This is a genomic window from Pseudomonas sp. W2Aug9 (genome assembly GCF_023127755.1).
In the GTDB taxonomy this organism is placed as follows: Bacteria; Pseudomonadota; Gammaproteobacteria; order Pseudomonadales; family Pseudomonadaceae; genus Aquipseudomonas; species Aquipseudomonas synxantha_A.
Genome location: NZ_SPKL01000035.1, coordinates 297088 through 323425, shown reverse-complemented (window position 1 = coordinate 323425; position 26338 = coordinate 297088). Strand labels below are relative to the sequence as shown.

Here is a 26338-nt window from a genome sequence, read left to right as displayed (position 1 = left end):
TCCGCTTCCCAGTTGCGACGGTTTTCGATGAGTTATCAGGTTCTTGCACGTAAATGGCGCCCGCGCTCGTTCCGCGAAATGGTCGGCCAGACCCATGTGCTCAAGGCTCTGATCAATGCCTTGGACAGCCAGCGGCTGCACCACGCCTATCTGTTCACCGGTACTCGCGGGGTGGGCAAGACCACGATTGCGCGCATCATCGCCAAGTGCCTGAACTGTGAGACCGGTATCACGTCAACGCCTTGCGGCACCTGTTCGGTCTGCCGCGAGATCGACGAAGGGCGTTTCGTCGACCTGATCGAGATCGACGCCGCAAGCCGCACCAAGGTCGAAGATACCCGCGAGCTGCTCGACAACGTGCAGTACGCGCCGAGCCGTGGGCGCTTCAAGGTCTACCTGATCGACGAAGTGCACATGCTGTCCAGCCACTCCTTCAATGCGCTGTTGAAAACCCTGGAAGAGCCGCCGCCCTACGTTAAGTTCATCCTGGCCACCACCGACCCGCAGAAACTTCCTGCAACCATTTTGTCGCGGTGCCTGCAGTTCTCGCTGAAGAACATGACGCCCGAGCGCGTGGTCGAGCATTTGACCCATGTGCTGGGTGTCGAGAACGTACCGTTCGAAGACGACGCCCTGTGGTTGCTGGGCCGCGCTGCCGACGGTTCGATGCGCGACGCCATGAGCCTCACCGACCAGGCCATCGCTTTTGGCGAAGGCAAGGTGATGGCTGCCGATGTGCGCGCCATGCTCGGTACCCTGGACCACGGCCAGGTCTTCGACGTGCTGCACGCGCTGATCGAGGGCGACGCCAAGGCATTGCTTGAGGCCGTGCGCCACCTGTCGGAGCAAGGCCCGGACTGGAATGGCGTACTCTCGGAAATCCTCAATGTGCTGCACCGCGTCGCTATCGCCCAGGCCCTGCCGGAAGGCGTGGATAACGGCCATGGCGATCGCGACCGCGTGTTGGCCCTGGCCCAGGCATTACCGGCCGAGGATGTGCAGTTTTACTACCAGATGGGCCTGATCGGCCGCCGCGACCTGCCCCTGGCGCCGGACCCGCGAGGTGGCTTTGAAATGGTGCTGCTGCGGATGCTGGCGTTCCGGCCGGCGGATTCGGCAGACGCGCCGAGACAGCCGCTAAAGCCAGTGGGGATCAGCCAGGCCACAGTTGATTCCGCCAAACCAGTGGCTGGCGCGGCCGTTGTCGCGCCAGTAGTGGCTGCGCCTGCGCCGGTGGCGCCGGCACCTGAGCCCGAACCTGCGCCGGCTGCAGTGGCACCTGTGGTTGAGCCCGAGCCGGTTATCGAGCCCGCCCCCGTGGTCGACCTGCCCTGGAACGATCCGGTCGAAGCAGAGACTGAGCCCGAGGCTGAGCAACAGCCCGCCGTAGAACCCGTACTGGAAACTGCCGGCGAGCAGCCGGAGCTGACGCCGATGCCTGCGCCGACCCCGGACAGCGTGGTGCCGGATGCCCCTGAGTGGGTATCGGCGCCGGTTCCCGAGCCGACGGTAGCCCAGGTCGAGGCCGCGACCCCCGGCATCGACCTGGACGACGAACCGCCGCTGGACGAAGACTACATCGAGCCGGACATGGATTCGGCCTACAGCTACCTGGACGAATTGGCCAGCGAGCACACCGCCGAGCCAGCGCCCGAGCCCGAGGCAGAACCGGCTGCGGCCCCGGCCACCGGCCTGGCCCTGCAATGGCTGGAATTGTTTCCGAAATTGCCGATCTCCGGCATGACCGGGAGTATCGCCGCCAACTGCACACTGATCTCCATCGAGGGCGACCATTGGCTGCTGCACCTGGATCCGGCCCACAGCGCCTTGTTCAATGCGACCCAGCAGCGTCGGCTCAACGATGCGCTCAACCAATACCATGGGCGCACGCTGACCATCGCCATCGAACTGATCAAGCCCGAGCAGGAAACCCCGGCCCAGGCCGCGACCCGTCGGCGTCTGAACCGCCAGCGCGAGGCTGAGGATTCGATCCACGCTGATCCGCTTATCCAACAAATGATGCAACAGTTCGGTGCGGTCGTCCGCCACGATACTATTGAACCTGTCGAAGCCCCGGTGCCCCAAGCGTCATGACACCGGGCTATTTATTGATCCACGTACTTTTGAGGTGATTCCCATGATGAAAGGTGGCATGGCCGGCCTGATGAAGCAGGCACAGCAGATGCAGGAAAAAATGGCCAAGATGCAGGAAGAACTGGCCAACGCCGAAGTCACCGGTAAAGCCGGTGGCGATATGGTCAGCGTGGTGATGACCGGTCGTCACGACATCAAGCGTGTCAGCATCGACCCGAGCGTGTTGCCTGGCGTGGGCGAAGATGACCTGGAAATGCTCGAAGCGTTGTTCGCCGCAGCCGTCAACGATGCTGTGCGCAAGATCGAAGCCAATAGCCAGGACAAAATGTCCGGCGTGACGGCTGGCATGCAGCTGCCACCGGGCATGAAACTGCCGTTCTGATACAAACGTTGGCTAGACTCAAATGCCGGGCATTGCGCCTGGCATTTTTTTTGCGCGCACGAAACATCGAACCCCGGCCCGTTGCCTATGGTCTGCACCCTATACCGCTGAATTCTCATCGATAAAAGGAGCCCCGCTGATGCCTCAAGAAATGACGCTCAACCAACGCATCGTTCTGGTCTCACGCCCTCAAGGCGCACCCACGCCGGAAAACTTCCGCCTGGAACGTGTAAGCCTGCCGGATCTGGCAGACGGTCAGGTGCTGCTCAAGACGCTGTACCTGTCTTTGGACCCCTACATGCGTGGACGCATGAGTGACGCGCCGTCCTACGCCGCACCCGTGGAAATCGGCGAAGTGATGACCGGCGGTGCTGTCAGCCGTGTCGAGCAATCACGCAACCCGAAATTCGAGGTAGGTGATCTGGTGGTCGGTGCCACCGGCTGGCAGAGCCACAGTATCTGCGACGGCAAGAACCTGATGCCATTGCCCAAGGGGCTTGCGAGCCCGTCGATGGCTCTGGGCGTGTTGGGTATGCCAGGCATGACCGCTTACATGGGCCTGATGGATATCGGCCAGCCGAAGGCCGGGGAAACCCTGGTGGTGGCGGCTGCGTCCGGCGCGGTGGGCTCGGTGGTGGGGCAGGTGGCCAAGCTCAAGGGCTTGCGCGTGGTGGGGGTTGCTGGCGGTGCCGACAAGTGCCGCTATGTGGTGGATGAGCTGGGCTTTGACGCCTGTATCGATCACAAGAGCGCAGACTTCGCCCATGAGTTGGCCCTGGCCTGTTTCAAAGGCGTGGACATTTATTTCGAAAACGTCGGCGGTAAGGTCTTCGATGCGGTGCTGCCGCTGCTCAATGCCAAGGCGCGCGTGCCGCTGTGCGGGTTGATCGCCGGCTATAACGCCCATGAAACCCCCAGCGGCCCTGATCGCCTGCCGGCACTGCAACGCACCTTGCTGACCAAGCGTGTGCGTATCCAGGGCTTTATCGTGTTCGACGACTATGGCGACCGCCAGCCGGAATTCCTCAGCGCCATGGCGCCGTGGGTGCGCGATGGCAAGATCAAGTTCCGCGAGGATGTGGTCGATGGCCTGGAGCAAGCGCCTGAAGCCTTTATCGGCTTGCTGGAGGGACGCAACTTCGGCAAGTTGGTGGTGCGCGTCGCGCAAGATTGAGTATTTGACGCTAATCCGGGGCGCGGGTATAAACCGCGTCTCGTTGTTTTGTCGGACCTTTCGCCCATGAGCTTCAGCCCCCTGATTCGCCAACTGATCGACGCTCTGCGCACCTTGCCAGGTGTTGGCCAGAAAACTGCCCAGCGCATGGCGCTGCAACTGCTGGAGCGTGATCGCAGTGGCGGCACCCGCCTGGCCCAGGCTCTGAGCCAGGCCATGGAAGGCGTGGGCCACTGCCGTCAGTGCCGCACCCTCACCGAAGAAGAACTTTGCCCGCAATGCGCCGACCCTCGACGCGACGACACGTTGCTCTGCGTGGTGGAGGGGCCGATGGATGTGTATGCAGTGGAGCAGACCGGTTATCGCGGCCGCTACTTTGTGCTCAAGGGCCACCTGTCGCCGCTCGACGGTTTGGGGCCGGAAGCCATCGGTATCCCGCAACTGGTCGCGCGCATTGAAGAGCAGGGCACCTTTAGCGAAGTGATCCTGGCGACCAACCCGACGGTGGAAGGTGAAGCCACGGCGCATTACATCGCCCAACTGCTGACCAACAAGGGCTTGATCACTTCTCGGATTGCCCATGGCGTGCCGTTGGGGGGCGAGTTGGAGTTGGTGGATGGCGGTACCTTGGCGCACTCGTTCGCAGGCCGCAAGCCGATCGCCCTCTAACGCCCATTGCAGCCCCCAATGTGGGAGCTGGCTTGCCTGCGATAGCATCACCACGGTGTAACTGAAAAACCGAGACGCTTGCATCGCGGGCAAGCCCGGCTCCCACATTGGTTTTGTGGTGTCGGTGAAAATCGTGTACGGCTTGATAACCAAGCAAGCGCTTGGTAAGTTCGTTCCATCTCGCCATGGAGCTTGCCGATGTCTGCCTATCAGGAATACTTCGACCCCAGCCACCAATTGGTCCGCGATAGCGTGCGCCGGTTTGTCGAGCGCGAGATGTTGCCGGGGATCGAGCACTGGGAGGAGGCTGAGAGCTTTCCTCGTGAGCTTTACCTCAAAGCCGGAGCGGCGGGCATTCTTGGGATCGGCTACCCCGAGGCATTGGGTGGAAGCCACGAAGGCGATCTGTTCGCCAAGGTCGCCGCCAGCGAAGAACTGATGCGTTGCGGTTCCGGTGGTGTGGTGGCCGGGCTCGGCTCCCTGGATATCGGCCTGCCGCCCATCGTCAAATGGGCCCGGCCTGACGTGCGGGAGCGTATAGCGCCCCTGGTGCTGGCCGGCGAGAAGATCATCGCCCTGGCGGTTACCGAACCGAGTGGCGGCTCTGATGTCGCCAACCTGCACACCCGCGCCGTGCGTGACGGTGAGCACTACCGTGTGAGCGGTGCCAAGACCTTTATCACCAGCGGCATTCGGGCGGATTTCTATACCGTGGCGGTGCGCACCGGCGGGCCGGGCTTCGGCGGTATCAGCCTGTTGCTGATTGAAAAAGACACCCCCGGTTTCACCGTTGGCCAGCCGCTGAAGAAGATGGGCTGGTGGGCGTCGGACACGGCCGAGTTATTTTTCGACGACTGCCACGTGCCCGTCGGCAACCTCATCGGCGCTGAAAACATGGGGTTTGCCTGCATCATGGGCAACTTCCAGAGCGAGCGCCTGGCGCTGGCGCTGATGGCCAACATGACCGCGCAACTGGCCCTGGAAGAAAGCCTCAAGTGGGCCGCCCAGCGCGAAGCGTTCGGTAAACCCATCGGCAAGTTCCAGGTGCTCAAGCACCGCCTGGCGGAAATGGCCACTGCCGTGGAAGTGTCCCGCGAGTTCACTTACCGTCAGGCGGCGAAGATGGCCGCCGGCAAGAGCGTGATCAAGGAGATTTCCATGGCCAAGAACCTGGCCACGGATACAGCTGACCGGGTGACCTATGACGCGGTGCAGATGTTGGGCGGGCAGGGGTACATGCGGGGTAGCCTGGTGGAGCGGCTGTATCGCGATAACCGGATTCTGTCGATTGGTGGGGGAACGCGGGAGGTGATGAACGAAATCATCAGCAAGCAGATGGGGCTTTGACCTGCGGTGTTCTTTCGGGCCTCATCGCGGGCAAGCCCGGCTCCCACAGGGGAATGCATTCCAAGGTGGGAGCCGGGCTTGCCCGCGATGACTGCAGTACTGACGACCCTTACCTTTCAGTCAGCCCAAACTGCGTCAGGCAAAACGTGGGAATCCCCATGTCTTCCAACCGCTGCGAACCACCCAGTTCCGGTAAATCAATAATCGCCGCCGCTTCAAAGATCTGCGCGCCCATGCGCCGTACCAGGTTGGCCGCAGCAATCAGGGTGCCACCCGTGGCGATCAGGTCATCGAATATCAGCACCGAATCACCTTCGCACAGGCTGTCGGCGTGTACTTCCAGGAAGGCTTCGCCGTACTCGGTCTGGTAACCCTCGGCCAGCACATCCGCCGGCAGCTTGCCTTGCTTGCGAAACAGGATCAGCGGCTTGTTGAGCTGGTAGGCGATGATCGAACCGATCAGGAAACCGCGGGCATCCATCGCACCGATATGCGTGAAATCGGCTTCGACATAGCGCTGGGCAAAGCTGTCGGCTACCAGGCGCAGGGCGCGGGGTGATTGGAACAGCGGGGTGATGTCACGAAAGATAACCCCAGGCTTGGGGAAGTCGATGACAGGGCGAATCAGGGATTTGATGTCGAACGAATCGAAGGTCATCGTCGCAGAGTCCTGGGCGGAAAACGGACTCGAAGTATACCTGCGGCCTTGCCGATTGGCGCGGCCGCAGTGTCTGGATCAGACCTCCAGTGAGCCCCCGGCCAATGCGCAAAGCTGGATCGGGTCGAGGATATGCACTTCCTTGCCCTCGGCAGCAATCAACTGGTTCTGCTGGAAGCGGGTAAACACGCGGGACACGGTCTCAACTGCCAGGCCCAGGTAATTGCCGATTTCATTACGCGACATGCTCAGGCGGAACTGGTTGGCCGAGAAACCACGGGCACGGAAGCGCGCCGACAGGTTGACCAGGAACGTCGCGATGCGCTCGTCGGCGGTTTTCTTCGACAGCAGCAGCATCATTTGTTGATCGTCACGAATCTCGCGGCTCATCACACGCATCAATTGGCGGCGCAGTTGCGGCAGTTGCAGGGCCAATTCGTCCAGGCGCTCGAAAGGAATTTCGCACACCGACGTCGTCTCCAGGGCCTGGGCCGACACCGGGTGAATCTCGGTGTCCATTCCCGACAGCCCGACCAACTCGCTGGGCAGGTGGAAGCCGGTGATTTGTTCTTCGCCGCCGTCGCTGAGGCTGAACGTCTTCAATGCGCCCGAACGTACTGCATAGACGGAATCAAACTTGTCGCCCTGGCGAAACAAAAATTCGCCTTTTTTCAATGGGCGGCCGCGTTTGACGATGTCGTCCAGCGCATCCATGTCTTCCAGATTCAACGAAAGTGGCAGGCAGAGGGGAGCCAGGCTGCAATCCTTGCAATGGGCCTGGCTGTGAGCGCGCAGTTTAACTGGCTCGGACATTTCTTAAATCCTTGTGGGAAAACACACATAAGACGTAAGGGTAACGCACTGGGGGGTATGGAGGCCAGCGTGTACAAAAAACCTGTCGGTATATAAAGATCTGGCTAAAACCGCCGATAGTACTGCTATCGACTACAAACACGGCGACTCAAAACATGTTAGCCCTCAGTACTCAACTCGCTTCGCGTACTCAGATCCAGGCACAGCCCGAAACCAAGAAAGCTGCCGATTCCGATGTTGCCGCGATTCCGACAGCGGATGAAGCCAAGCCTGCCGTTTCGGTGACCATTTCCGGCGCCGCGATGAAAGCTGCCGCGGCGGAAAAAACCTCAAACAGTGACATCGACGAAAGCGGCCTGGCGGACAACGTCAAGAATCTGCTCAAGATGATTCGTGAGATCAAAAAGCAGATTGCCGAGAAACAGGCTGAGATGGCAGCGGTAATGGCCGACAGAAGTCTCAGCCCTGAACAGGCCCGTGCCCGGCTCTCCGGGCTGCAGTCAGCGTTGAGCGCGCTGCAAGCCAGCTTGACCAGCGCCCAGGCATCCCTGACCAAGGCGATGAAAGACATGAGCGCGGGTGATGCGGTCAAGGCCGCGAGCCTGGCCATGAAGTAAGAACGTCTAGATGACCCGCGAAAATCGTTGCCTGTTCTGGTGCTCCAGATAGGCATCGAACACCATGCACACTGAACGCACCAGCAAGCGCCCGGCCGGCAGCACACGAATGCCCCGGGCGTCCAACTCGATCAGGCCATCGGTGGCCATCGTCTCCAATTGCGGCCATAGCTCGGCGAAGTAGCCGCGAAAGTCGATGTTGTACGCCTGTTCGATCGCCTCGAACCCCAGGCTGAAATTGCAGATCAACTGCTGGATCACTTCCCGTCGCAGACGATCGTCAGTGGTGCAGACCAAACCACGGCTGGTTGCCAGTTGTGCGCCCGCCAAGGCGTTCTGGTAGTGGGTGAGGTCGCTGCTGTTCTGGCAATACAAGTCGCCAATCTGGCTGATCGCCGAAACGCCCAACCCAATCAGATCGCAATGCCCGTGGGTGGTATAGCCCTGGAAGTTGCGCTGCAGCTTGCCTTCCTCCTGGGCGATGGCCAGTTCGTCGTCCGGCAGGGCGAAGTGATCCATGCCGATATAGCGGTAGCCGGCCTGGGTCAGTTGTTCAATGGTGGTTTGCAGCATCAGCAGTTTTTCGGCCGGCGAGGGCAGCTCGTCGGTGTTGATCCGCCGTTGGGGCATGAAACGTTCCGGCAGATGGGCGTAGTTGAATACGGACAAGCGGTCCGGCTGCAAGCGGATGACTTCTTCCACAGTGCGCGCAAAGTTCAGCGGTGATTGCTTGGGCAAGCCGTAGATCAAATCGATATTGATCGAGCGAAATTGCAGGGTACGTGCCGCATCGATCACTGCGCGGGTCTCTTCCAGGCTTTGCAGGCGATTGACCGCTCGTTGCACCTCGGGGTCAAGGTCTTGCAGGCCGATGCTTACGCGGTTGAAACCCAGCTCGCGCAGCAGGCCCATGGTGGCCCAGTCGGCTTCGCGAGGGTCGATTTCGATGCCATAGTCGCCCGAATCATCATCGAGCAAATTGAAATGCTGGCGCAGGCAATTCATCACCTGGCGCAGTTCGTCGTGGCTGAGAAAAGTCGGTGTGCCGCCGCCAAAGTGCAATTGCTCCACTGGCTGCTTCGGATCGAGGTGGCAGGCCACCAGCTGGATTTCCTGCTGCAGGCGCTGCAAGTAGGCCTGGGCGCGACCACGGTCCTTGGTGACCACCTTGTTGCAGGCGCAGTAGTAGCAAATGTTTGCGCAGAACGGTACGTGCACATACACCGATAACGGCCGTACCGCCTTGCGGCTTTCGCGCAGGGCATGGAGCAGGTCGAAGGTGCCGACCTGGCTGTCCAATTGGACGGCGGTAGGGTAGGACGTGTAGCGCGGCCCCGCCAAGTCGTAGCGGTGAATCAGATCTGTGTCCCAACGAATGGCGTCGAGCATGCGGGCGGTCCCCCGGATTGGCTAGTGGGCCGAGTCTAGGGGCAGGGCTGGCAAGGCATGTTGATTTGCATCAACGGGGAGCGGCGCTATGCCACAGGGGCTTTCAATGACCCATGAGCCAGTGCTGATGCGGGCCCGGCAAGGTCCAGATACCGAAGATGATCACCAACAGGCCGCCGGCCATGCGCACGCTGCGTTTACGCAAGAGCGCGGTGACACGCTCCGCCGCCAGCCCGGTGGCCAGCAGCACCGGCCAGGTGCCGAGGCCGAATGCGAGCATCAGCAACGCGCTGTCCAGCGCATTGCCCTGGCTCGCGGCCCACAGCAGGGTGCTGTAGACCAACCCGCACGGCAACCAGCCCCACAGCGCGCCCAGCAGCAAGGCGCGCGGCAGGCTCGACACCGGCAGCAAACGGTTGGCAACAGGCTGTATTTGCCGCCACAGGCCGCGTCCGAGACTTTCGATGCGGGTCAGGCCGCTCCACCAACCGGCCAGGTACAGGCCCATGCAGATCAGCAGCAGCCCGGCGAGCACGCGCATGAACATCGCCGCCGGGCTGTTGGCCACCGCCCAGCCGGCCAGGCCGATCAGCAGCCCTGCCGTGGCATAGCTGAGGATGCGCCCCAGGTTGTACGCCAGCAGCAGGCGAAAGCGGCGGCTGCGTTGCTCCTTGGGGATCGCCAGGGTCAGGGCGCCCATCAGTCCGCCACACATGCCCAGGCAATGGCCGCCGCCCAGCAGGCCGAGGATCAGCGCCGAGACCAGCAGGGGCGCCAGCTCAAGCATGGGGTGGATCTTTGGGCGGTTGTTCGGGGCTGTTGGCTTCGTCGACGGCGGCCAGGTGATTCGGATCCTGATCGTCGAACAACACGCTGTGGGCCGGGCCATCGAGATCCTCGTACTGGCCGCTGTCCACGGCCCAGAAGAAGATGTAGATCGCCACACCCACTAACAGCAGCGCCGCCGGAATCATCACGTATAGAGCTGGCATCTGCACTCCATGCCCACGCGGCTCAGGCCGGCAGCGGGCGGGTTACTGGGGCGGTACCTTTAGCGTGCGCGCTCGGCAGGCGAGTCAGGCGCAATGCGTTAAGGACCACGGTCAACGAACTGAGGGACATACCGATGGCTGCCCAGATTGGTGTGATCCAGCCCAGGGCGGCAAACGGCAGCATAAGGCCATTGTACAGCCCGGCCCACAGCAGGTTTTCAATGATCACTCGACGGGTGCGCCGCGCCAGGCTGAAGGCCTGCACCAAGGCATCCAGGCGGTTGGACAACAGCACCGCGTCGGCGCTGGTTTTCGCCAGGTCAGTGGCCGAGCCCATGGCCACGCTGATATCGGCGGCGGCCAGCACCGGCACATCATTGACGCCATCGCCCAACATCAGCACCTTGCGGCCTTGCCTGTGCAGGTTTTGCAGCACCTGCAACTTGTCATCAGGGCGCAGGCCGCCGTGGGCTTCGTCGATGCCCAGCTCAAGGGCCACACTGGCGACCATCGGTGAGCTGTCGCCCGAGAGCAGCAGCGTACGCCAGCCGCGTGCCTTGCACGCTGCGAGCAGGGCAGGGGCGTCGCTGCGCAGGCGGTCGTCGAGTACGAACCAGGCGAGGGCGCCGCTGTTGTCACCCAACAGCAGCCATTGCCCGGCTTCGTCCGGTGAGGCGGGAATCGCGCAGCCACTGAGTTCGCAGACAAAACCCGGTTGGCCAATACGCAACAGGCGGTCCCCCACCCGACCCTCCAGGCCCAGGCCAGGGGTGCTCAACACTTCATCAGCGGCCAGTGGCGCACGCCCAAAGGCACGAGCAATCGGGTGTTCCGAGCGGTTCTCCAGGGCGGCGGCGAGGCCCAGGCACTGGTCGCTGTCCAGCGCGCCCAGGGGCTGGATGGCGCGCAACGCCAGGCGTCCTTCGGTGAGGGTGCCGGTCTTGTCGAAAATCACCGTGTCGATCTGGTTCAGGCCTTCAAGCACATGGCCGCGGGTCAGTAGCAACCCCAGGGTGTGCAAGGTGCCGGTGGCAGCGGTCAGGGCGGTTGGGGTGGCCAAGGACAGTGCACACGGGCAAGTCGCCACCAGCATCGCCAACACAATCCAGAATGCGCGTGACGGGTCCAGTTCCCACCACAGCAGGCCGATCAGCACGGCGGCGATCAGCGAGCAGAGCAGGAACCACTGCGCGGCACGGTCGGCGATTTGCGCCAGGCGTGGTTTCTCGGCCTGGGCGCGCTCCAGCAGGCGCACAATGGCGGACAGACGCGTGTCGTGGCCCAGGGCGCGCACCTCGACCGTCAGTGCGCCCTCGACATTCAGCGTGCCAGCCGTAACGCTGTCGCCGATCCGCCGCGGCTGTGGCAGGTACTCGCCGGTCAGCAGGGATTCATCGATGCTGGATTGGCCGTCGAGGATCACGCCATCCGCCGGCAGCACCGCGCCGGGATGCACCAGGACACGATCACCCAATGCCAGTTCACTGAGCAGGATGCGTTCGCTCTGACCATCACCTTGGAGGCGCAAGCAGGAGGCGGGCAACAGGTTGACCAATTGAGCGGTGGCCGCTGCGGTGCGCTCCCGGGCGCGGCGCTCAAGGTAACGCCCGGCCAGCAGGAACAGCGCAAACATGCCCACGGCATCGAAATACAATTCGCCCACGCCAGTGATCGCGGTCCAGATGCCCGCCAGGTACGCACCGCCAATTGCCAGGGATACCGATACGTCCATGGTCAGGTGTCGCGTGCGTATGTCACGCAGCGCCCCTTTGAAGAACGGCGCGCAGCTATAGAACACGATGGGTGTGGTGAGAAACATCGCAACCCAGCGCAGGATCACGTGCAACTCCGGGCTCAGGTCGATATTGAATTCCGGCCAGGTCGCCATGGTTGCCATCATCGCCTGGAACCACAGCAAGCCGGCAACCCCCAGTTGACGCAGGGCCAGGCGATTTTCGCTGGCCAATTGTTCGGCGGCGCGGTCGGCCTGGTAGGGGTGGGCGGCGTAGCCGATATGGCGCAGTTCGCTGAGCAGTTGGCTCAACGGCAGTTGCCCATCGGCCCAGCGCACGTGCAAGCGATGGTTGGACAGGTTCAGCCGCGCCTCGGCCACCGCGGGCAGGCTGCGCAGGTGTTTCTCGATCAACCAGCCGCAGGCGGCGCAGCTGATGCCTTCCATCAACAGGGTGGTTTCGGCCAAGTCGCCTTGATGGCGCACAAAGGGTTTTTGCACATCGGCGCGGTCGTACAGCGCCAGCTCATCCACCAGTTGCACCGGGAGCGCCTCAGGGTTGGCCGAGGCTTCGCTGCGGTGCTGGTAATAGCTTTCCAGCCCACCGGCCACAATCGCTTCGGCCACGGCCTGACAGCCGGGGCAGCAGAGTTCGCGGCGTTCGCCGAGGATCCGGGCGGTGAACCGGCTGCCGGATGGGACGGGCAGGGCGCAGTGGTAGCAGGGGATTGGGCTGGTCATGGGCGCTGCTATTTTTTCAGGTCTTCGGCACCCTGCAATGGTTCGTCACCCAACAGCAAGTCTTTGTCGTGGCTGACCTCTTCTTCCTCGAACATCCTCCAGGTGTTGCTGCCTTCCACGCCAAGCAGTTCCACGAAACGCCGGCCTTCAACCTTGTCGGTGACCTGGCCGATGTAGCGGCCCTGCTCGCTATCACTGCGGGCCAGGACGATCTTGCGATCCTTCTCCGGCTGGGTCGGGGAAATCAGGTTCAGTTCCAGGGTTGCAGGGCCGCTGTTACCGGTCAGGTGCAACTCGACTTCGCCGGTCAGTTCATCCAGGTGCAACTTGGCACGCAGTTGCAGGGTCTGGGCCAGGCGTTCACGGTCCAGGGAGCGGTTGATGCCTTTGCCGGCCTCGTAGTAATTGTCGTTGACCAGGTTGTCCGGGTTGTTGACCGCGATGGTCACCATGGACAGGGTCAGCGTCACCGAGCAGGCCAGGATCGCGATGATGATCCAGGGCCAGAGGTGCTTGTACCAAGGGCTTGCAGCAGTGGTTGCGGGCATTCTTGTGTTCCCTGTTTAACGAACTTGTGGGCCGATGAATCGGCTCTTGGCTTCAATATGAACGCTGGTGTCATCGGCATCTTTGAGGATGAAAGTCACCTCGTTGGTGCTCGACGGCAGTTGCTCCGGCGCACTCGACAACTCCACCGGCATACTGACGATATCGCCGGCGGCCACCTTGATTTCGCGTCGCCCCTGCAACTTGAGGTCCGGCAGGCCGGCGGCGTCGAGCACGTAGGTGTGGTCGTGCTGGTCCTTGTTCATGATCTTCAGGCTGTAGACGTTTTCGATGCGCCCTTCGGCGTTTTCCCGGTACAGCACGCGGTCCTTGCTGACATCGAAACCCACCAGCGAGCGCATGAAGAATGCGCCGACCAGCAAGCCGATCATGGTCAGCAGCACCAGCGCATAGCCGATCAGCCGTGGGCGTAACTTATGGGTCTTCTGACCGGACAGATTGTGCTCGGTGGTATAGCTGATCAGGCCGCGTGGGTAGTCCATCTTGTCCATGATGTTATCGCAGGCATCGATACAGGCGGCGCAGCCGATGCACTCGATTTGCAGGCCGTCGCGGATATCGATGCCGGTCGGGCACACCTGCACGCACATGGTGCAATCGATGCAGTCTCCCAGGCCCTGGGCCTTGTAGTCGACGCCCTTTTTACGCGGGCCGCGCACTTCGCCACGGCGCGGGTCATAGGAAACGATCAGGGTGTCTTTGTCGAACATTACGCTCTGGAAGCGCGCGTAAGGGCACATGTAGATACACACCTGCTCGCGCAGCCAGCCGGCGTTGCCGTAGGTGGCGAGGGTGAAGAAGCCGACCCAGAAATACGACCAGCCGTCGGCCTGGCCGGTGAAGAAATCGAACACCAGCTCGCGGATCGGCGAAAAGTAGCCGACGAAGGTCATGCCGGTGGCGAAACCGATCAACAGCCACAGCGTGTGTTTGCTGAACTTGCGCAGGAACTTGTTGGCGCCCATGGGCGCCTTGTCCAGCTTGATGCGCTGGTTGCGGTCGCCTTCGGTGACCTTTTCGCACCACATGAAGATCCACGTCCACACGCTTTGCGGGCAGGTATAGCCGCACCACACCCGTCCGGCGTACACGGTGATAAAGAACAGGCCAAAGGCCGCAACAATGAGAATGCCCGAGAGCAGGATGAAATCCTGGGGCCAGAAGGTGGCGCCAAAAATGAAGAACTTACGCTCCGGCAGGTTCCACCACACCGCCTGGTGGCCGCCCCAGTTCAGCCACACGGTGCCGAAGTAAAGCAGGAACAGGCCGGCGCCACCGAGCATGCGCAAATTGCGGAACAGGCCGGTGAAGGCACGGGTATAGATTTTCTCTCGCGAGGCGTAGAGGTCGACGCTATTGCTCGCGTTTTTGGCAGGCGGGGTAACGTCATGTACCGGTATCTGGTTGCTCATCATTGCATCCCACGGCGGTGGAGATTTGCCTCGGCCAGTACGTGCCAGCCAGGGTCAAATGGGGGGTGTTGCAGTGGCCTAATGATACGCCCCCGATGTTGTGCAAAGGGTGCGACCTTTGGTCGCGTTGGGAGAAATCAAATGATGGTGTACGTGACCTGGATCAATTGACTTGTGAAGTATGGACGGTTTTGGTGGGTGTGCCGGTCATTCGTCCCTCGGGTCAATCAGTGGCGCGCCGCTGGGCCAGAAGTCGCTGATGTGGCGTGAGCAGGGTGAGTCACGGAAAAGCGCAGATTCAAGTTTGGCGATATTTTTATATTGCCGTGTCAGGCTGGCTCGGCTGTTTTATAGCCATGGCATAAGCTGTAAATATATAGGCAAGCATCAAGTGCGATTGGTTGTTTACTACTTGCTGCGCATGAAGTTTTCACTGGTGGCCAGTCGCCAAGTATGTATACATGCATTTACATGTTTTTGCTCTGCGGATTGAACTGTTTGGTAAGTGGTATTCACTAATGGGTGTGTGGTTTTTTTTGCTGGTCTTATCTATTTTTTCGAGGTGTTAGATGATAAGTGATAATGTTTTTAATGCTTCAGATTTCGAGGTTTTTAATCTGCGCTCTATCTTGGGTCTGCCACCTTCAGATCATGCTGTACCCGCGAGCGCGATGACGTTGCGTAGTTTTGCCGTTCAACCATCCTTTTCTGGCAATCGAGTGCCTGATGACTCGAAGGTGATAGAGGGCGAGGTGGTGGAACGACTGCTGCAAAACTTCAACGTGTTTGAAGATCCAGGTTCTCCAGGACGCATTACGGTTGGGAGTTTGGTTGAAGTGCTTTGCGGGTTTAAGCCTGAGGTGTCGGAAAGGAACGTCGAGTTGGTTAAGATGATTTTTCTAATGCCCGGACTTTTGAATAAACTTTGTAGTGCCCATGGTGTTGATAAAGTAGGTGCTCCCTCATCGGAGGGCAGTATTGATAAGTTTGATTTGGAACGGCTGGATAATTTTCATGCGCCGTTGCGTAATCGCCGACGGGAATTTAATAAGATGTTTAAGTATTAATCTCAGCGACCAGAGCGAATGATCTGTTGCAGTTGGGGGACTTTGTCTGGATCAATTGACTTGTGAAGTACGGACGGTTTTTGCTCGCAAGACGGTCATTCGCCCCATGGATTGATCAGCGCAACGCCGCTGGACTTGAAGTCGCTGACGTTGCGTGTGACCACGGTAAGCCCATGAACCAGAGCGGTTGCGGCAATCGACGAGTCACTCGCAAGCCAGAAACAAAATAGCCCCGCCAGTTTTCGCTGGGCGGGGCTTTTTTGTGTGCGAGGATTTATTGCTCTTCTGCCTTCTTATCCCCATGGGACAGGCTGTACACGTACGCCGCCAGCAAGTGCACTTTGTCATTGCCTTGCAGCAACTCCTGCGCTGGCATCTGACCTTGGCGGCCATAACGAATGGTCTGTTGCAATTGCGCGAAGCTTGAGCCGTAGATGAATGCGCCCGGGTGCGTCAGGTCGGGGGCGCCCATGGCTGGCGTGCCTTTACCGGCCGGGCCGTGGCACGCCACGCAGTTGGCGGCGAAGAGTTTCTCGCCGTTGGCTACATCTGCCTTGGCGCCTTCGGGCAGCTTGCGGCCATCGAGGTTGGTCACCACAAAGCCTGCTACGTCAGCCACGCCTTGCTCGCCGATGACTTCGGCCCAGCCTGGCATTACTGCGTGGCGGCCTTGCATGATGGTTTGCTTGATGGTCTCCGGCTCGCCGCCCCAGCGCCAGTCAGCGTCGGTCAGGTTAGGGAAACCGTAGGCGCCCTTGGCGTCGGAGCCGTGGCACACCGAGCAGTTGGAGGCAAACAGCCGGCCGCCCATCTTCAGGGCTTGCGGGTCCTTGGCCACCTCTTCAATGGGCATCGATGCGAATTTGGCGAAGATCGGCCCGAACTTGGCTTCCGATCTGGCCATTTCCTTTTCCCATTCGTGCACGCCGGTCCAGCCGGTCTGGCCGTTGGCAAAGGCGGTTTGCTTGTCGTTGTCCAGGTAGTTATAGCCCGGCAGCAGGCCCTTCCAGTTACCCAGGCCGGGGTAGAGCACCAGGTAGCCGAGGGCGAAGACGATGGTGCCGACAAACAGCATGAACCACCATTTGGGCAGTGGGTTGTCGTACTCCTCGATGCCATCGAAGGAGTGGCCGACGGTCTCGTCCGTCTGCTCGGTGCGCTGGCCCTTGCGGGTCGACAGCAGCAGCCAGGTCAGGGCGAAGATGGTACCCAGACTGAGGACTGTGACGTACAGACTCCAGAACGTAGTCATTCTTTGTTACTCCTAGAAGCTTGCTCGACGTGCTTGATGGCTTCGGGATCATCTGCAAAGGGCAGCATGGTCGCGTCGTCAAACTCCGACTTGCGCCGCGGGCTGAACACCCACAGCGCCAGGCCGACAAAGGCCACCATCACCACAACGGTGCCCAGGCCACGAATCATCCCGATATCCATGTAGGTCACCGTTTGCTTTTGATGATGGTGCCAAGGCCCTGCAGGTAGGCCACCAGTGCGTCCATTTCGGTCTTGCCCTTCACAGCGGCCGCTGCACCGGCGATGTCTTCGTCGGTGTAGGGCACGCCCAGGGTGCGCAAGACTTCCATCTTCTTCGCGGTGTCCTTGCCGTCGAGCTTGTTTTCCACGAGGAACGGGTACGCCGGCATTTTCGACTCCGGCACCACGTTGCGCGGGTTGTACAAGTGCGCACGCTGCCAGTCATCGGAGTAACGCCCGCCGACCCGGGCCAGGTCCGGGCCGGTGCGCTTGGAGCCCCACAGGAACGGGTGGTCCCACACGCTTTCACCGGCGACCGAATAGTGGCCGTAGCGTTCGGTTTCGGCACGGAACGGGCGAATCATCTGCGAGTGGCAGCCCACGCAACCGTTGGCGATGTAGACGTCGCGGCCTTCCAGTTCAAGGGCGGTACGCGGCTTCATGCCTTCGACCGGCTTGTTGGTCACGTCCTGGAAAAACAGCGGCACGATCTGGGTCAGGCCGCCGATACTCACGGCAATGACCATGAAGAAGGCCAGCAGGCCGATATTCTTCTCGACTACTTCATGCTTCATCAGTGAGCTCCCACAACGGCGATCTTGGCGGCGGCTTCAGCTTGCGCCGGGTCGGAGGCACGTACGGTGCGCCAGACGTTGTAGGCCATCAACAACATGCCGCTGGCAAAGAATGCACCGCCCAGGGCACGCACGATAAAGCCCGGGTGGCTGGCTTGCAGCGCTTCGACGAAGGAGTAGGTGAGGGTGCCGTCATCATTGATCGCCCGCCACATCAGGCCCTGGGTGATGCCGTTGACCCACATCGAAGCGATGTAGAGCACGGTGCCGATGGTCGCCAGCCAGAAGTGCGCATTGATCAGCCCGACGCTGTGCATCTGAGCGCGGCCGAACAGTTTGGGGATCATGTGGTACAGCGCGCCGATGGAGATCATCGCTACCCAGCCCAGTGCGCCGGCATGTACGTGGCCGATGGTCCAGTCGGTGTAGTGGGACAGCGAGTTGACGGTCTTGATCGCCATCATCGGCCCTTCAAAGGTCGACATGCCGTAGAACGCCAGCGACACCACCAGAAAGCGCAGGATCGGGTCGGTGCGCAGCTTATGCCAGGCGCCCGACAGGGTCATCATGCCGTTGATCATGCCGCCCCAGCTTGGTGCCAGCAGGATGATCGACATCGCCATGCCCAGGGACTGTGCCCAATCCGGCAAGGCGGTGTAGTGCAGGTGGTGGGGGCCGGCCCAGATGTAAAGGGTGATCAGCGCCCAGAAGTGCACGATGGACAGGCGATAGGAGTAGATCGGGCGCTCGGCCTGCTTGGGCACGAAGTAATACATCATCCCCAGGAAGCCGGTGGTGAGGAAAAAGCCTACGGCGTTGTGGCCGTACCACCATTGAATCATCGCGTCCGTCGCGCCAGAGTAGGCCGAGTAGGACTTGAACAGGCTGACCGGCAAGGACGCGTGGTTGACGATGTGCAGCATCGCCGTGACCAGGATGAACGCCCCGTAGAACCAGTTGCCCACATAAATGTGCTTGGTCTTGCGCTTTACGATGGTGCCGAAGAACACCACCGCGTAGGTCACCCAGACGATGGCGAGCAGAATCGCGATCGGCCATTCCAGCTCGGCGTATTCCTTGGTGGTGGTGTAGCCCAGCGGCAGGCTGATGATGGCGCCGACGATAACCGCCTGCCAGCCCCAGAAAGTGAACGCGGCCAGGCTATCCGAGATCAATCGCGTCTGGCAGGTGCGTTGCACCACGTAGTAGGAGGTGGCAAACAGTGCACAGCCACCGAAGGCGAAGATCACCAGGTTGGTGTGCAGCGGGCGCAAACGACCGAAGGTCGTCCAGGGCAGGTCGAAATTCAATTGCGGCCAGACCAGTTGCGAGGCGATGAACACCCCGAGCCCCATGCCAAGGATCCCCCAGACCACCGTCATGATGGCGAACTGGCGGACTACCTTATAGTTATAAGCAGTCGGACTGATTGCTGTGCTCATTCTAAGGTTCCACGGTTTAGGTTTTTTTATAGGTAAAATCGGTCGCAAGTATGTAGAAAGCGAGGGGCCATTGCAACGCAATGGCTGACCTGTATCAATGCGTTCCACGCCAGATTCTGCGCCCTTTCCATGTTTGGCGTAAGGATTAAATCCGAAATAGAAAGCTGATCAAGTGGACAGGAATTTTAGGGGGCGCAACGGATACCGTCGCCTACGCCAGAATTGCTCCACTGTGGGAACAAGCGTAGACCCGAATGGGAGGGGGGGAAAGTTGGGTGTTGCGAGGGTGCGACACTTGGTCGCGACTTATGCCTGTGGCGAGGGAGCTTGCTCCCGCTGGGCTTCGCAGCGGCCCCAAAATCTTGGGAGCGCTTCGCACTCCAGCGGGAGCAAGCTCCCTCGCCACAGGTAGAGCTTTTACTGCGGTTGGCTGTCTGGCGTTGCACCATCAGTATTATGGGACAGGCTATACACGTACGCCGCCAGCAGATGCACCTTGTCATTACCCTGCAGCACTTCCTGGGCCGGCATCTGGCCCTGGCGACCATGGCGGATGGTCTGCTGCAACTGCGCCAGGCTGGTGCCGTAGATAAACCCGCTTGGTTCGGTCAGGTTCGGCGCGCCCATGGCTTCCACGCCGTGGCCTTGTGGGCCATGGCAAGCCACGCAGGTGGTGCTGAATGCGGCTTGGCCCGCGGCCAGGTCAGCGGTGTTGTCCGCCGGCAAGGGCAGCTTGGCCAGGTCGTGGCGCACATAGGCGGCGACGTTTTTCACCCCGTCCTCGCCCAGCACTTCACCCCAGGCCGGCATGGCCGCGTGGCGACCGGCCATGATGGTAGCCTTGATCGCTTCGGCCGAACCACCCCAGCGCCAGTTGCTGTCTGCCAGGTTCGGGAAGCCATAGGCGCCCTTGGCATCCGAGCCGTGGCACACCGCGCAGTTGGAGGCGAACAGGCGACCGCCCATCTTCAACGCTTGTGGGTCCTTGGCGACTTCTTCCACGGGCATCGCCGCGAACTTGGCGAAGATCGGCCCGAACCTGGCGTCGGCCTTGGCCATTTCCTTGTCCCATTCCTTGGTCTGGGTCCAGCCATCTTCATAGCCCGGCAGCACGCCTTTCCAGTTGCCCAGGCCCGGGTAGAGAATCAGGTAGCCGACGGCAAATACCAGCGTGCCGGCGAACAGCATGAACCACCACTGGGGCAGCGGGTTGTCGTACTCCTCGATACCGTCGAAGGCATGGCCCATGGTCTGGTCGACGCTGCCCTTGGTTTCGCCCTTGCGGGTGCCGACCAACAGCCAGGTCAGGCCGATCAGGCTGCCGAGGGTCAATACGCAGATCCATGTACTCCAAAAAGTAGTCATGGCCGAGTGCTCCTTGTTACTGGCTCTGCTTGAGCGTCGGTTGGGGAGGGTTCATCGGCAAACGGCAGCATGGTCGCATCGTCAAACTCCGACTTGCGCCGTGGGCTGAACACCCACAGCGACAGGCCGATAAAGGCGATGGCGACCACCAGCGTGCCGAGGCCGCGGATGGTGCCTGCATCGAATTCAAATCCCATGGCTCACCTCTTGCTCTTGATGGCAGTGCCGAGCACTTGCAAGTAGGAAACCAGCGCGTCCATCTCGGTCTTGCCCTTGAGGCTGGCGACCGCGCCGTTGATGTCGTCGTCGGTGTACGGCACGCCGAGGGTGCGCATCACTTTCAATTTGGTCTCGGTGTGGCTGCTGTCCACGGCGGCGGTGACCAACCACGGATAGGCCGGCATTTTCGACTCCGGCACCACGTTGCGCGGGTTGTACAAATGCGCGCGGTGCCAGTCGTCCGAGTAGCGCGCGCCGACGCGGGCCAGGTCCGGCCCGGTGCGCTTGGAGCCCCACAGAAACGGGTGGTCCCACACGCTTTCGCCGGCCACCGAGTAGTGACCGTAGCGCTCGGTCTCGGCGCGGAACGGGCGGATCATCTGCGAGTGGCACTGCACGCAGCCTTCGCGGATGTAGATGTCGCGGCCCTCCAGCTGCAGCGCGGTGTAGGGCTTCATGCCTTCCACCGGCTTGTTGGTCACGTCCTGGAAGAACAGCGGGACGATCTGGGTCAGGCCGCCGATGCTCACGGCGAGCACCATCAGCAGCATCAGCAGGCCGACGTTTTTTTCAATCGTTTCGTGTTTCATCATCGACTCCTCAGGCCATCTGCGCTGCGGCGCTGATTTCGGCTGGCTGCGCCGAACGCACGGTGCGCCACGTGTTGTAAGCCATCAGCAACATGCCGGTGAGGAAGATCGCACCGCCCACCAGCCGCACGATGAAGCCAGGGTGGCTGGCCACCAGGGTTTCGACGAAGGAGTAGGTCAAGGTGCCGTCTTCGTTGACCGCACGCCACATCAGGCCCTGGGCGATGCCGTTGACCCACATCGAGGCGATGTAGAGCACGGTGCCGATGGTGGCCAGCCAGAAGTGCGCGTTGATCAGGCCGAGGCTGTACATCTGCTCGCGACCGAAGACTTTCGGGATCATGTGGTACAGCGCGCCGATGGAGATCATCGCCACCCAGCCCAGCGCCCCGGCGTGTACGTGGCCGATGGTCCAGTCGGTGTAGTGGGAGAGAGCGTTGACGGTCTTGATCGCCATCATCGGACCTTCGAATGTCGACATGCCGTAGAAGGCCAGGGACACAACGAGGAAGCGCAGGATCGGGTCGCTGCGCAACTTATGCCAGGCACCCGAGAGGGTCATCATGCCGTTGATCATGCCGCCCCAGCTTGGCGCCAGCAGCACCAGTGACATCACCATGCCCAGGGACTGCGCCCAGTCCGGCAAGGCGGTGTAGTGCAAGTGGTGAGGGCCGGCCCAGATGTACAGGGTGATCAGCGCCCAGAAGTGCACGATCGACAAGCGATAGGAATACACCGGACGCTCGGCCTGCTTGGGTACGAAGTAGTACATCATCCCCAGGAAGCCTGCGGTGAGGAAAAAGCCTACCGCGTTGTGCCCATACCACCATTGCACCATGGCATCCGTCGCACCGCCGTACAGCGAGTAGGACTTGGTCAGGCTGACCGGGATTTCCAGGTTATTGACGATATGCAGGATGGCCACGGTGATGATGAACGCACCGAAGAACCAGTTACCGACGTAGATGTGCTTGGTCTTGCGCTTCATGATCGTGCCGAAGAACACGATGGCATAGGCGACCCAGACGATGGTGATCAGGATATCGATCGGCCATTCCAGCTCGGCGTATTCCTTGGAACTGGTGTAGCCCAGCGGCAGGCTAATTGCGGCCAGCAAAATCACCAGCTGCCAGCCCCAGAAGCAGAACGCGGCCACTTTTGGCGCGAACAGCTGAGTCTGGCAGGTACGTTGTACCGAGTAGAAGGAGCTGGCGAACAGCGCGCAGCCACCGAAGGCGAAAATCACCGCATTGGTGTGCAACGGGCGCAGGCGGCCGAAGCTGGTCCAGGGTAAATCGAAGTTGAGCGCAGGCCAAACCAATTGGGCGGCGAGAAAAACCCCGAGCCCCATGCCGACGATGCCCCACACCACCGTCATAATGGCGAATTGGCGGACCACCTTGTAGTTATAGGCGGTACTTAAAGTAGTGTTCATGGTTCCCCATCCACGGTTCAACCCAAGCAAGTGCGGCACTTGGGCTGGAGTTATAGGCAGACTAAAAAGCGAGGCAAGCATGGGCAAAGAGCACAAGGCCAGTATTGACGGGGATCAATGGGCGCAGTGTGTGCGCGAACGCGGCTGGCTGTGGGATGTCGCCACGGGCACGGCTTCGGGCGAGCCGGTCACGCTGATCCTGGCCCACGGCGCCGGGGCACCGATGGACTCGGCGTTCATGAACGACATGGCGGCACGCCTTGCCGGGCATGGCGTGAACGTGGTGCGCTTCGAGTTCCCGTACATGGCCCAGCGCCGTATGGATGGCGGCAAGCGCCCGCCGAATCCGGCGCCGAAACTGCTGGAGTGCTGGCGCGAGGTGTATGGCGAGGTGCGACGTCATGTCGCTGGGAAACTGGCAGTTGGCGGCAAGTCCATGGGTGGGCGGATGGCCAGTTTACTGGCCGATGAACTGGGCGCCGATGGGTTGGTGTGCCTGGGCTATCCGTTCTATGCGGTGGGCAAGCCAGAGAAACCCCGGGTGGAGCACTTGGCTGCGCTTACGACGCCAACGTTAATTGTGCAGGGCGAGCGTGATGCCTTGGGCAATCGGGCAGCGGTGCAGGAGTATGAGTTGTCAGAGAGTATTGAAGTGATGTGGTTGGTGGCGGGCGATCATGACTTGAAGCCGTTGAAGGCTTCGGGGTTCAGCCATGAGCAGCACTTGGAGGCGGCGGCGGTGCAGGTGGCTGAGTTTCTCAGGGCCTGTTAGGGCCCTATCGGGGGCAAGCCAGCTCCCACATTGGACTGGGTTCACCTATTTCTATCGGTGAATACCGTCCAGTGTGGGAGCTGGCTTGCCTGCGATAGCGGTTTATCGGTTAAAACGCTCCACCAGCGAGTACTGGGTATTGGCGGTATGCGTCAACTCCTCACTCAACTGCGCCGAGTTCATCGCCTGCTCTGAAGTCTGATCCGCCAACAGCGCGATGGTGCTGATATTGCGGCTGATCTCCTCGGCCACGGCGCTTTGCTCTTCGGTAGCAGCGGCAATCTGGGTGGTCATGTCGGTGATATTGGCCACCGCCTCACTGATGCCCACCAACGCCTGATCCGCTTCCATCACCCGCGCTACACCCTCTTCAGCCTGGCGATGCCCGGCGTCCATGGTTTGCACAGCCGCAGCCGCCGTGTGTTGCAGCTTGGCGATCAGGGTATGGATCTGCCCGGTGGATTCGGCCGTACGCTGCGCCAGTTGGCGCACTTCATCGGCGACCACCGCAAATCCACGGCCCATCTCACCGGCACGCGCGGCTTCGATAGCGGCATTGAGCGCCAGCAGGTTGGTCTGGTCGGCGATGCCTTTGATCACATCGACCACGCCGCCGATTTCATCGCTGTCCTTGGCAAGTTGAGTGACGGTCACACCCGTCTCGCCCACGGCCACCGACAGTCGCTGGATCGCCTCGCGGGTTTCCCCGGCGATATCGCGGCCGCGACCGGTCAGGCGGTTGGCTTCCTGGGTGGCATCGGCGGTGCGCTGCACATGGCTGGCGACTTCCTGGGTGGTCGCGGCCATCTGGTTGACGGCGGTGGCTACCTGTTCGGTTTCCACGCGCTGACGTTCCAGGCCGCTGGAGCTGCTGTGCGCCAGGGTGTTGGACTGCGCCGCTTGGTCGTTGAGGTGCTCGGCGGTGTCCTGCAGACGGGTCAGGCAGGTCTTCAGGCGCGCTTCCTGGCTGAGGATCGACATTTCCAGTCGGGCCTGGGCGCCACGGCTGTCGGTGTACATCTGCGCGATCAACGGATCGGAGGTGGTCTGCTCGGCCAGCCGCAGCAAGCGCTTGAGGCCGCGCTGCTGCCAGCTCAGGCCCAGCAGGCCCAACGGCACCGACAGCGCTGCCGCCAGGGCAAAGCCCCACTGGGAGGTGAGGGTGGCGCCGATCATGAAGCTCAGTTGGCTGACCAGGATAAACGGCAGCCAGTCCTGTAGCACCGGCAGCCATTTGTCGCGCTGGGGGATGGCCGACTTGCCCTGGTTGATGCGTTGATAGAGCGCCTCGGCCCGGCGGATCTGCTCGGCGGTGGGCTTGATGCGCACCGATTCGTAGCCGATCACCTGGTTGCCGTCGAACACCGGAGTCACATAGGCGTTAACCCAGTAATGGTCACCGGTCTTGCAGCGATTCTTGACAATGCCCATCCATGGCAAGCCTTGTTTGAGCGTGGACCACATGTGCGCGAACACGGCCGAGGGCACATCCGGGTGGCGCACCAGGTTGTGCGGGGCACGGATCAGTTCGTCGCGGGTGAACCCACTGATTTCGACAAACGCGTCGTTGCAGTAGGTAATGACACCCTTGGCATCTGTGGTGGAGATCAACCGTTGCTGAGCGGGGAAGGTACGTTCGCGCTGGGTAACGGGTTGGTTATTACGCATGATTGTTCAATCCGCAAGGCTTTCAGGGGGTATCGGCCATGGCGGGCATTTATTTAACTTATTTTTGCAACAATCCTGGGAGCAGTGGGCTGGCTGTGGTGAGGGAGCAAGCTCCCTCGCCACAACAACTCGCTCCTACAGCAAGAAAGGCTCAGCCGGCCAGCATCGGGTAGGTGAACAGCCCGAAGTGCAGCAGATTCAAGCCAAAGTGCGTGGCAATCGCTGCGCCGAGCCCGCCAAAGCGATACGCCAGGCCGTAACCGACCCCGGCAATACTCGCCAGCATTACCCATTGCCAACCCGCACCAAAATGCGCCAGGCCGAATAACAGCGAGGCCAGCAGCAGCGCGAGGTTCTCGCCGTAGGGCAGGTGTTTGAAGCGCTGGCTCAGGCCGCCCTGAACATAGCCACGAAACAGCGCTTCTTCCACCAGCGTCACCAGCAGCAGGTTATTGAGTACCCACAGCCATGCCTGGTCCGGCCATTTGGGGGCCCAACTGATCATCCCCATCAGGGCCGCGCCACCCAGGGCAGCGATGGCGGTCAGGGTCAGTGCCAGGGCGGTGACGCAGATCGACAGGCGCAATGAACGTCGCGCCACAATCCACGGGCAGGCCAGCAACAGCCAGAAGCCGATCAGGGGTTTGTCCTGGTTCAGGTACATCGAGAAGGGCACTGAGTCCGGGGTAAAACGCTGGGGTGCAATACCTCGGCCATTGTAGAAACCCGGCAGCCAGTGCATCGCTAGCCCCAGGGCCAGGACGATAAACAAGCCGTGGCCCAGGTAGCGTGCCCAAGGAGTGCGTTGCTGGCGTACGGCGTAGCCGGCCACCAGCAACAGCGCCACTGACACCGCCGCCAGTATGCCCAGTTGGCCGTAGATCAAGGCCGTGACATAGCCAATGCAAAGTAGTGTGAGGTACAGCCAGGGCAGAGCAATCATGTGAAATCCTTAACAAAAACCGGGCGGCATTATAGCGAGAGGTCTGGTTCGGGGGCATGAAAACGCCTCTACGTACAAGGTAAGGGGGAAAGGATTGCAAAGTATGTTTGCGGCTGGTTATAGTCGTCGCGTCTTTCTCCCTTCAAAAAGATCAGCACATGCCAGCTTCCCAGCGCATAGCGGTAGTCGATTCAGCGGTCAA

Annotated in this window: 26 protein-coding genes and 1 pseudogene; 8 read left to right on the top strand and 19 right to left on the bottom strand. The window is 61.0% G+C overall.

Features of this window, described 5'->3' with window-relative positions:
- Nucleotides 1-27: 27 nt before the first annotated feature.
- From dnaX to E3O56_RS22200, 5 genes are all read left to right on the top strand, one after another.
- The gene (dnaX, locus tag E3O56_RS22220) at nucleotides 28-2094 is read left to right on the top strand and encodes a DNA polymerase III subunit gamma/tau (protein ID WP_032879951.1); all 2067 of its coding nucleotides are present in this window, start codon (nucleotides 28-30) and stop codon (nucleotides 2092-2094) included.
- Nucleotides 2095-2137: 43 nt separating this feature from the next.
- Nucleotides 2138-2476 (top strand): YbaB/EbfC family nucleoid-associated protein, encoded by a 339-nt coding sequence (locus tag E3O56_RS22215; RefSeq protein WP_003193199.1) that lies wholly within the window; start codon nucleotides 2138-2140, stop codon nucleotides 2474-2476.
- A gap of 139 nt (nucleotides 2477-2615) precedes the next feature.
- Nucleotides 2616-3650, top strand: coding sequence for an NADP-dependent oxidoreductase (locus E3O56_RS22210; protein ID WP_032879952.1), 1035 nt, complete (start codon nucleotides 2616-2618; stop codon nucleotides 3648-3650).
- Between the two features lie 66 nt (nucleotides 3651-3716).
- A complete protein-coding gene (recR, locus tag E3O56_RS22205; RefSeq protein WP_005790294.1) occupies nucleotides 3717-4319 on the top strand; it encodes a recombination mediator RecR in 603 nt (200 codons plus the stop codon).
- A gap of 198 nt (nucleotides 4320-4517) precedes the next feature.
- Nucleotides 4518-5666: an acyl-CoA dehydrogenase family protein gene (locus E3O56_RS22200; protein WP_228308824.1), complete on the top strand. Its 1149-nt coding sequence runs from the start codon at nucleotides 4518-4520 to the stop codon at nucleotides 5664-5666.
- A 109-nt stretch (nucleotides 5667-5775) separates the two neighbouring features.
- On the opposite strand, the gene E3O56_RS22195 is transcribed toward E3O56_RS22200, so the two are convergent.
- Together E3O56_RS22195 and fnr are read right to left on the bottom strand one after the other, a co-directional pair.
- Nucleotides 5776-6324 (bottom strand): adenine phosphoribosyltransferase, encoded by a 549-nt coding sequence (locus E3O56_RS22195; RefSeq protein WP_005790291.1) that lies wholly within the window; start codon nucleotides 6322-6324, stop codon nucleotides 5776-5778.
- A 78-nt stretch (nucleotides 6325-6402) separates the two neighbouring features.
- Nucleotides 6403-7137, bottom strand: coding sequence for a fumarate/nitrate reduction transcriptional regulator Fnr (gene fnr, locus E3O56_RS22190; RefSeq protein WP_005790290.1), 735 nt, complete (start codon nucleotides 7135-7137; stop codon nucleotides 6403-6405).
- A 155-nt stretch (nucleotides 7138-7292) separates the two neighbouring features.
- Here fnr and E3O56_RS22185 point away from each other — a divergent pair, with 155 nt between their 5' ends.
- Nucleotides 7293-7754 carry a hypothetical protein gene (locus E3O56_RS22185; RefSeq protein ID WP_032879954.1) on the top strand — a complete coding sequence of 154 codons (462 nt, stop codon included), beginning with the start codon at nucleotides 7293-7295 and terminating at the stop codon, nucleotides 7752-7754.
- Between the two features lie 6 nt (nucleotides 7755-7760).
- Here E3O56_RS22185 and hemN read toward each other — a convergent pair whose 3' ends face one another.
- The 6 genes from hemN to ccoG form a co-directional block, all read right to left on the bottom strand.
- Nucleotides 7761-9143, bottom strand: coding sequence for an oxygen-independent coproporphyrinogen III oxidase (gene hemN / locus E3O56_RS22180; RefSeq protein WP_032879955.1), 1383 nt, complete (start codon nucleotides 9141-9143; stop codon nucleotides 7761-7763).
- A gap of 103 nt (nucleotides 9144-9246) precedes the next feature.
- Nucleotides 9247-9930: a sulfite exporter TauE/SafE family protein gene (locus E3O56_RS22175; RefSeq protein WP_248128987.1), complete on the bottom strand. Its 684-nt coding sequence runs from the start codon at nucleotides 9928-9930 to the stop codon at nucleotides 9247-9249.
- Entirely contained in the window at nucleotides 9923-10135 is a 213-nt protein-coding gene (gene ccoS / locus E3O56_RS22170) for a cbb3-type cytochrome oxidase assembly protein CcoS (RefSeq protein ID WP_248128986.1), read from the bottom strand. The genes E3O56_RS22175 and ccoS overlap by 8 nt, the downstream gene beginning before the upstream one ends.
- Before the next feature lie 22 nt (nucleotides 10136-10157).
- Nucleotides 10158-12608 (bottom strand): heavy metal translocating P-type ATPase, encoded by a 2451-nt coding sequence (locus E3O56_RS22165; protein ID WP_248128985.1) that lies wholly within the window; start codon nucleotides 12606-12608, stop codon nucleotides 10158-10160.
- 8 nt (nucleotides 12609-12616) lie between these two features.
- Entirely contained in the window at nucleotides 12617-13156 is a 540-nt protein-coding gene (locus tag E3O56_RS22160) for a FixH family protein (RefSeq protein ID WP_032879960.1), read from the bottom strand.
- A gap of 15 nt (nucleotides 13157-13171) precedes the next feature.
- Complete coding sequence (ccoG, locus tag E3O56_RS22155; RefSeq protein WP_032879961.1) at nucleotides 13172-14587, bottom strand: cytochrome c oxidase accessory protein CcoG; 1416 nt, start codon at nucleotides 14585-14587, stop codon at nucleotides 13172-13174.
- 569 nt (nucleotides 14588-15156) lie between these two features.
- Between ccoG and E3O56_RS22150 the strand changes: the two genes are divergently transcribed.
- On the top strand, nucleotides 15157-15654 hold the full coding sequence (locus E3O56_RS22150; protein ID WP_146097863.1) for a hypothetical protein: 498 nt from the start codon (nucleotides 15157-15159) through the stop codon (nucleotides 15652-15654).
- A gap of 95 nt (nucleotides 15655-15749) precedes the next feature.
- On the opposite strand, the pseudogene E3O56_RS22145 reads toward E3O56_RS22150, so the two are convergent.
- From E3O56_RS22145 to ccoN (E3O56_RS22105), 9 genes and pseudogenes are all read right to left on the bottom strand, one after another.
- Nucleotides 15750-15863: pseudogene (locus E3O56_RS22145) on the bottom strand (VapC toxin family PIN domain ribonuclease); the annotation flags it as partial.
- Nucleotides 15864-15928: 65 nt separating this feature from the next.
- Nucleotides 15929-16906, bottom strand: coding sequence for a cytochrome-c oxidase, cbb3-type subunit III (gene ccoP / locus E3O56_RS22140; RefSeq protein WP_005790276.1), 978 nt, complete (start codon nucleotides 16904-16906; stop codon nucleotides 15929-15931).
- Nucleotides 16903-17088, bottom strand: coding sequence for a CcoQ/FixQ family Cbb3-type cytochrome c oxidase assembly chaperone (locus E3O56_RS22135; RefSeq protein WP_005790274.1), 186 nt, complete (start codon nucleotides 17086-17088; stop codon nucleotides 16903-16905). The genes ccoP (E3O56_RS22140) and E3O56_RS22135 overlap by 4 nt, the downstream gene beginning before the upstream one ends.
- A 5-nt stretch (nucleotides 17089-17093) precedes the next feature.
- Nucleotides 17094-17702, bottom strand: a complete 609-nt coding sequence (ccoO, locus tag E3O56_RS22130) for a cytochrome-c oxidase, cbb3-type subunit II (protein WP_003193167.1) — start codon at nucleotides 17700-17702, stop codon at nucleotides 17094-17096.
- Complete coding sequence (gene ccoN, locus E3O56_RS22125) at nucleotides 17702-19144, bottom strand: cytochrome-c oxidase, cbb3-type subunit I (RefSeq protein WP_078822029.1); 1443 nt, start codon at nucleotides 19142-19144, stop codon at nucleotides 17702-17704. Before ccoN (E3O56_RS22125) ends, ccoO (E3O56_RS22130) begins: the two co-directional genes overlap by 1 nt.
- A 417-nt stretch (nucleotides 19145-19561) precedes the next feature.
- A complete protein-coding gene (gene ccoP, locus E3O56_RS22120; protein ID WP_248091999.1) occupies nucleotides 19562-20509 on the bottom strand; it encodes a cytochrome-c oxidase, cbb3-type subunit III in 948 nt (315 codons plus the stop codon).
- On the bottom strand, nucleotides 20506-20706 hold the full coding sequence (locus E3O56_RS22115; RefSeq protein WP_032879966.1) for a CcoQ/FixQ family Cbb3-type cytochrome c oxidase assembly chaperone: 201 nt from the start codon (nucleotides 20704-20706) through the stop codon (nucleotides 20506-20508). The genes ccoP (E3O56_RS22120) and E3O56_RS22115 overlap by 4 nt, the downstream gene beginning before the upstream one ends.
- Before the next feature lie 3 nt (nucleotides 20707-20709).
- Nucleotides 20710-21318 carry a cytochrome-c oxidase, cbb3-type subunit II gene (gene ccoO, locus E3O56_RS22110; protein ID WP_003193159.1) on the bottom strand — a complete coding sequence of 203 codons (609 nt, stop codon included), beginning with the start codon at nucleotides 21316-21318 and terminating at the stop codon, nucleotides 20710-20712.
- A gap of 10 nt (nucleotides 21319-21328) precedes the next feature.
- Complete coding sequence (gene ccoN / locus E3O56_RS22105; protein ID WP_005790268.1) at nucleotides 21329-22753, bottom strand: cytochrome-c oxidase, cbb3-type subunit I; 1425 nt, start codon at nucleotides 22751-22753, stop codon at nucleotides 21329-21331.
- Between the two features lie 79 nt (nucleotides 22754-22832).
- Between ccoN (E3O56_RS22105) and E3O56_RS22100 the strand changes: the two genes are divergently transcribed.
- Nucleotides 22833-23525, top strand: a complete 693-nt coding sequence (locus E3O56_RS22100) for an alpha/beta family hydrolase (protein ID WP_248128984.1) — start codon at nucleotides 22833-22835, stop codon at nucleotides 23523-23525.
- 102 nt (nucleotides 23526-23627) lie between these two features.
- Here the strand turns inward: E3O56_RS22100 and E3O56_RS22095 are convergent, their stop codons facing one another.
- Both E3O56_RS22095 and E3O56_RS22090 read right to left on the bottom strand, forming a co-directional pair.
- Complete coding sequence (locus E3O56_RS22095; protein WP_032879969.1) at nucleotides 23628-25193, bottom strand: PAS domain-containing methyl-accepting chemotaxis protein; 1566 nt, start codon at nucleotides 25191-25193, stop codon at nucleotides 23628-23630.
- Between the two features lie 151 nt (nucleotides 25194-25344).
- Nucleotides 25345-26136, bottom strand: coding sequence for a CPBP family intramembrane glutamic endopeptidase (locus E3O56_RS22090; RefSeq protein ID WP_078822027.1), 792 nt, complete (start codon nucleotides 26134-26136; stop codon nucleotides 25345-25347).
- Nucleotides 26137-26338 lie beyond the last annotated feature (202 nt).

What these genes read in the sequence shown, in the direction of transcription:
- fnr (WP_005790290.1), bottom strand. Translation starts at nt 7,137, where the DNA reads ATGTCCGAGCCAGTTAAACTGCGCGCTCACAGCCAGGCCCATTGCAAG.
- ccoG (WP_032879961.1), bottom strand. Translation starts at nt 14,587, where the DNA reads ATGAGCAACCAGATACCGGTACATGACGTTACCCCGCCTGCCAAAAAC.
- E3O56_RS22100 (WP_248128984.1), top strand. Translation starts at nt 22,833, where the DNA reads ATGGGCAAAGAGCACAAGGCCAGTATTGACGGGGATCAATGGGCGCAG.
- E3O56_RS22185 (WP_032879954.1), top strand. Translation starts at nt 7,293, where the DNA reads ATGTTAGCCCTCAGTACTCAACTCGCTTCGCGTACTCAGATCCAGGCA.
- E3O56_RS22090 (WP_078822027.1), bottom strand. Translation starts at nt 26,136, where the DNA reads ATGATTGCTCTGCCCTGGCTGTACCTCACACTACTTTGCATTGGCTAT.
- recR (WP_005790294.1), top strand. Translation starts at nt 3,717, where the DNA reads ATGAGCTTCAGCCCCCTGATTCGCCAACTGATCGACGCTCTGCGCACC.
- E3O56_RS22115 (WP_032879966.1), bottom strand. Translation starts at nt 20,706, where the DNA reads ATGGGATTTGAATTCGATGCAGGCACCATCCGCGGCCTCGGCACGCTG.
- ccoO (WP_003193159.1), bottom strand. Translation starts at nt 21,318, where the DNA reads ATGAAACACGAAACGATTGAAAAAAACGTCGGCCTGCTGATGCTGCTG.
- E3O56_RS22210 (WP_032879952.1), top strand. Translation starts at nt 2,616, where the DNA reads ATGCCTCAAGAAATGACGCTCAACCAACGCATCGTTCTGGTCTCACGC.
- E3O56_RS22095 (WP_032879969.1), bottom strand. Translation starts at nt 25,193, where the DNA reads ATGCGTAATAACCAACCCGTTACCCAGCGCGAACGTACCTTCCCCGCT.
- E3O56_RS22160 (WP_032879960.1), bottom strand. Translation starts at nt 13,156, where the DNA reads ATGCCCGCAACCACTGCTGCAAGCCCTTGGTACAAGCACCTCTGGCCC.
- E3O56_RS22135 (WP_005790274.1), bottom strand. Translation starts at nt 17,088, where the DNA reads ATGGATATCGGGATGATTCGTGGCCTGGGCACCGTTGTGGTGATGGTG.
- hemN (WP_032879955.1), bottom strand. Translation starts at nt 9,143, where the DNA reads ATGCTCGACGCCATTCGTTGGGACACAGATCTGATTCACCGCTACGAC.
- E3O56_RS22200 (WP_228308824.1), top strand. Translation starts at nt 4,518, where the DNA reads ATGTCTGCCTATCAGGAATACTTCGACCCCAGCCACCAATTGGTCCGC.
- ccoO (WP_003193167.1), bottom strand. Translation starts at nt 17,702, where the DNA reads ATGAAGCATGAAGTAGTCGAGAAGAATATCGGCCTGCTGGCCTTCTTC.
- dnaX (WP_032879951.1), top strand. Translation starts at nt 28, where the DNA reads ATGAGTTATCAGGTTCTTGCACGTAAATGGCGCCCGCGCTCGTTCCGC.
- ccoN (WP_005790268.1), bottom strand. Translation starts at nt 22,753, where the DNA reads ATGAACACTACTTTAAGTACCGCCTATAACTACAAGGTGGTCCGCCAA.
- ccoS (WP_248128986.1), bottom strand. Translation starts at nt 10,135, where the DNA reads ATGCCAGCTCTATACGTGATGATTCCGGCGGCGCTGCTGTTAGTGGGT.
- ccoP (WP_248091999.1), bottom strand. Translation starts at nt 20,509, where the DNA reads ATGACTACTTTTTGGAGTACATGGATCTGCGTATTGACCCTCGGCAGC.
- ccoP (WP_005790276.1), bottom strand. Translation starts at nt 16,906, where the DNA reads ATGACTACGTTCTGGAGTCTGTACGTCACAGTCCTCAGTCTGGGTACC.
- E3O56_RS22195 (WP_005790291.1), bottom strand. Translation starts at nt 6,324, where the DNA reads ATGACCTTCGATTCGTTCGACATCAAATCCCTGATTCGCCCTGTCATC.
- E3O56_RS22150 (WP_146097863.1), top strand. Translation starts at nt 15,157, where the DNA reads ATGATAAGTGATAATGTTTTTAATGCTTCAGATTTCGAGGTTTTTAAT.
- E3O56_RS22175 (WP_248128987.1), bottom strand. Translation starts at nt 9,930, where the DNA reads ATGCTTGAGCTGGCGCCCCTGCTGGTCTCGGCGCTGATCCTCGGCCTG.
- E3O56_RS22165 (WP_248128985.1), bottom strand. Translation starts at nt 12,608, where the DNA reads ATGACCAGCCCAATCCCCTGCTACCACTGCGCCCTGCCCGTCCCATCC.
- ccoN (WP_078822029.1), bottom strand. Translation starts at nt 19,144, where the DNA reads ATGAGCACAGCAATCAGTCCGACTGCTTATAACTATAAGGTAGTCCGC.
- E3O56_RS22215 (WP_003193199.1), top strand. Translation starts at nt 2,138, where the DNA reads ATGATGAAAGGTGGCATGGCCGGCCTGATGAAGCAGGCACAGCAGATG.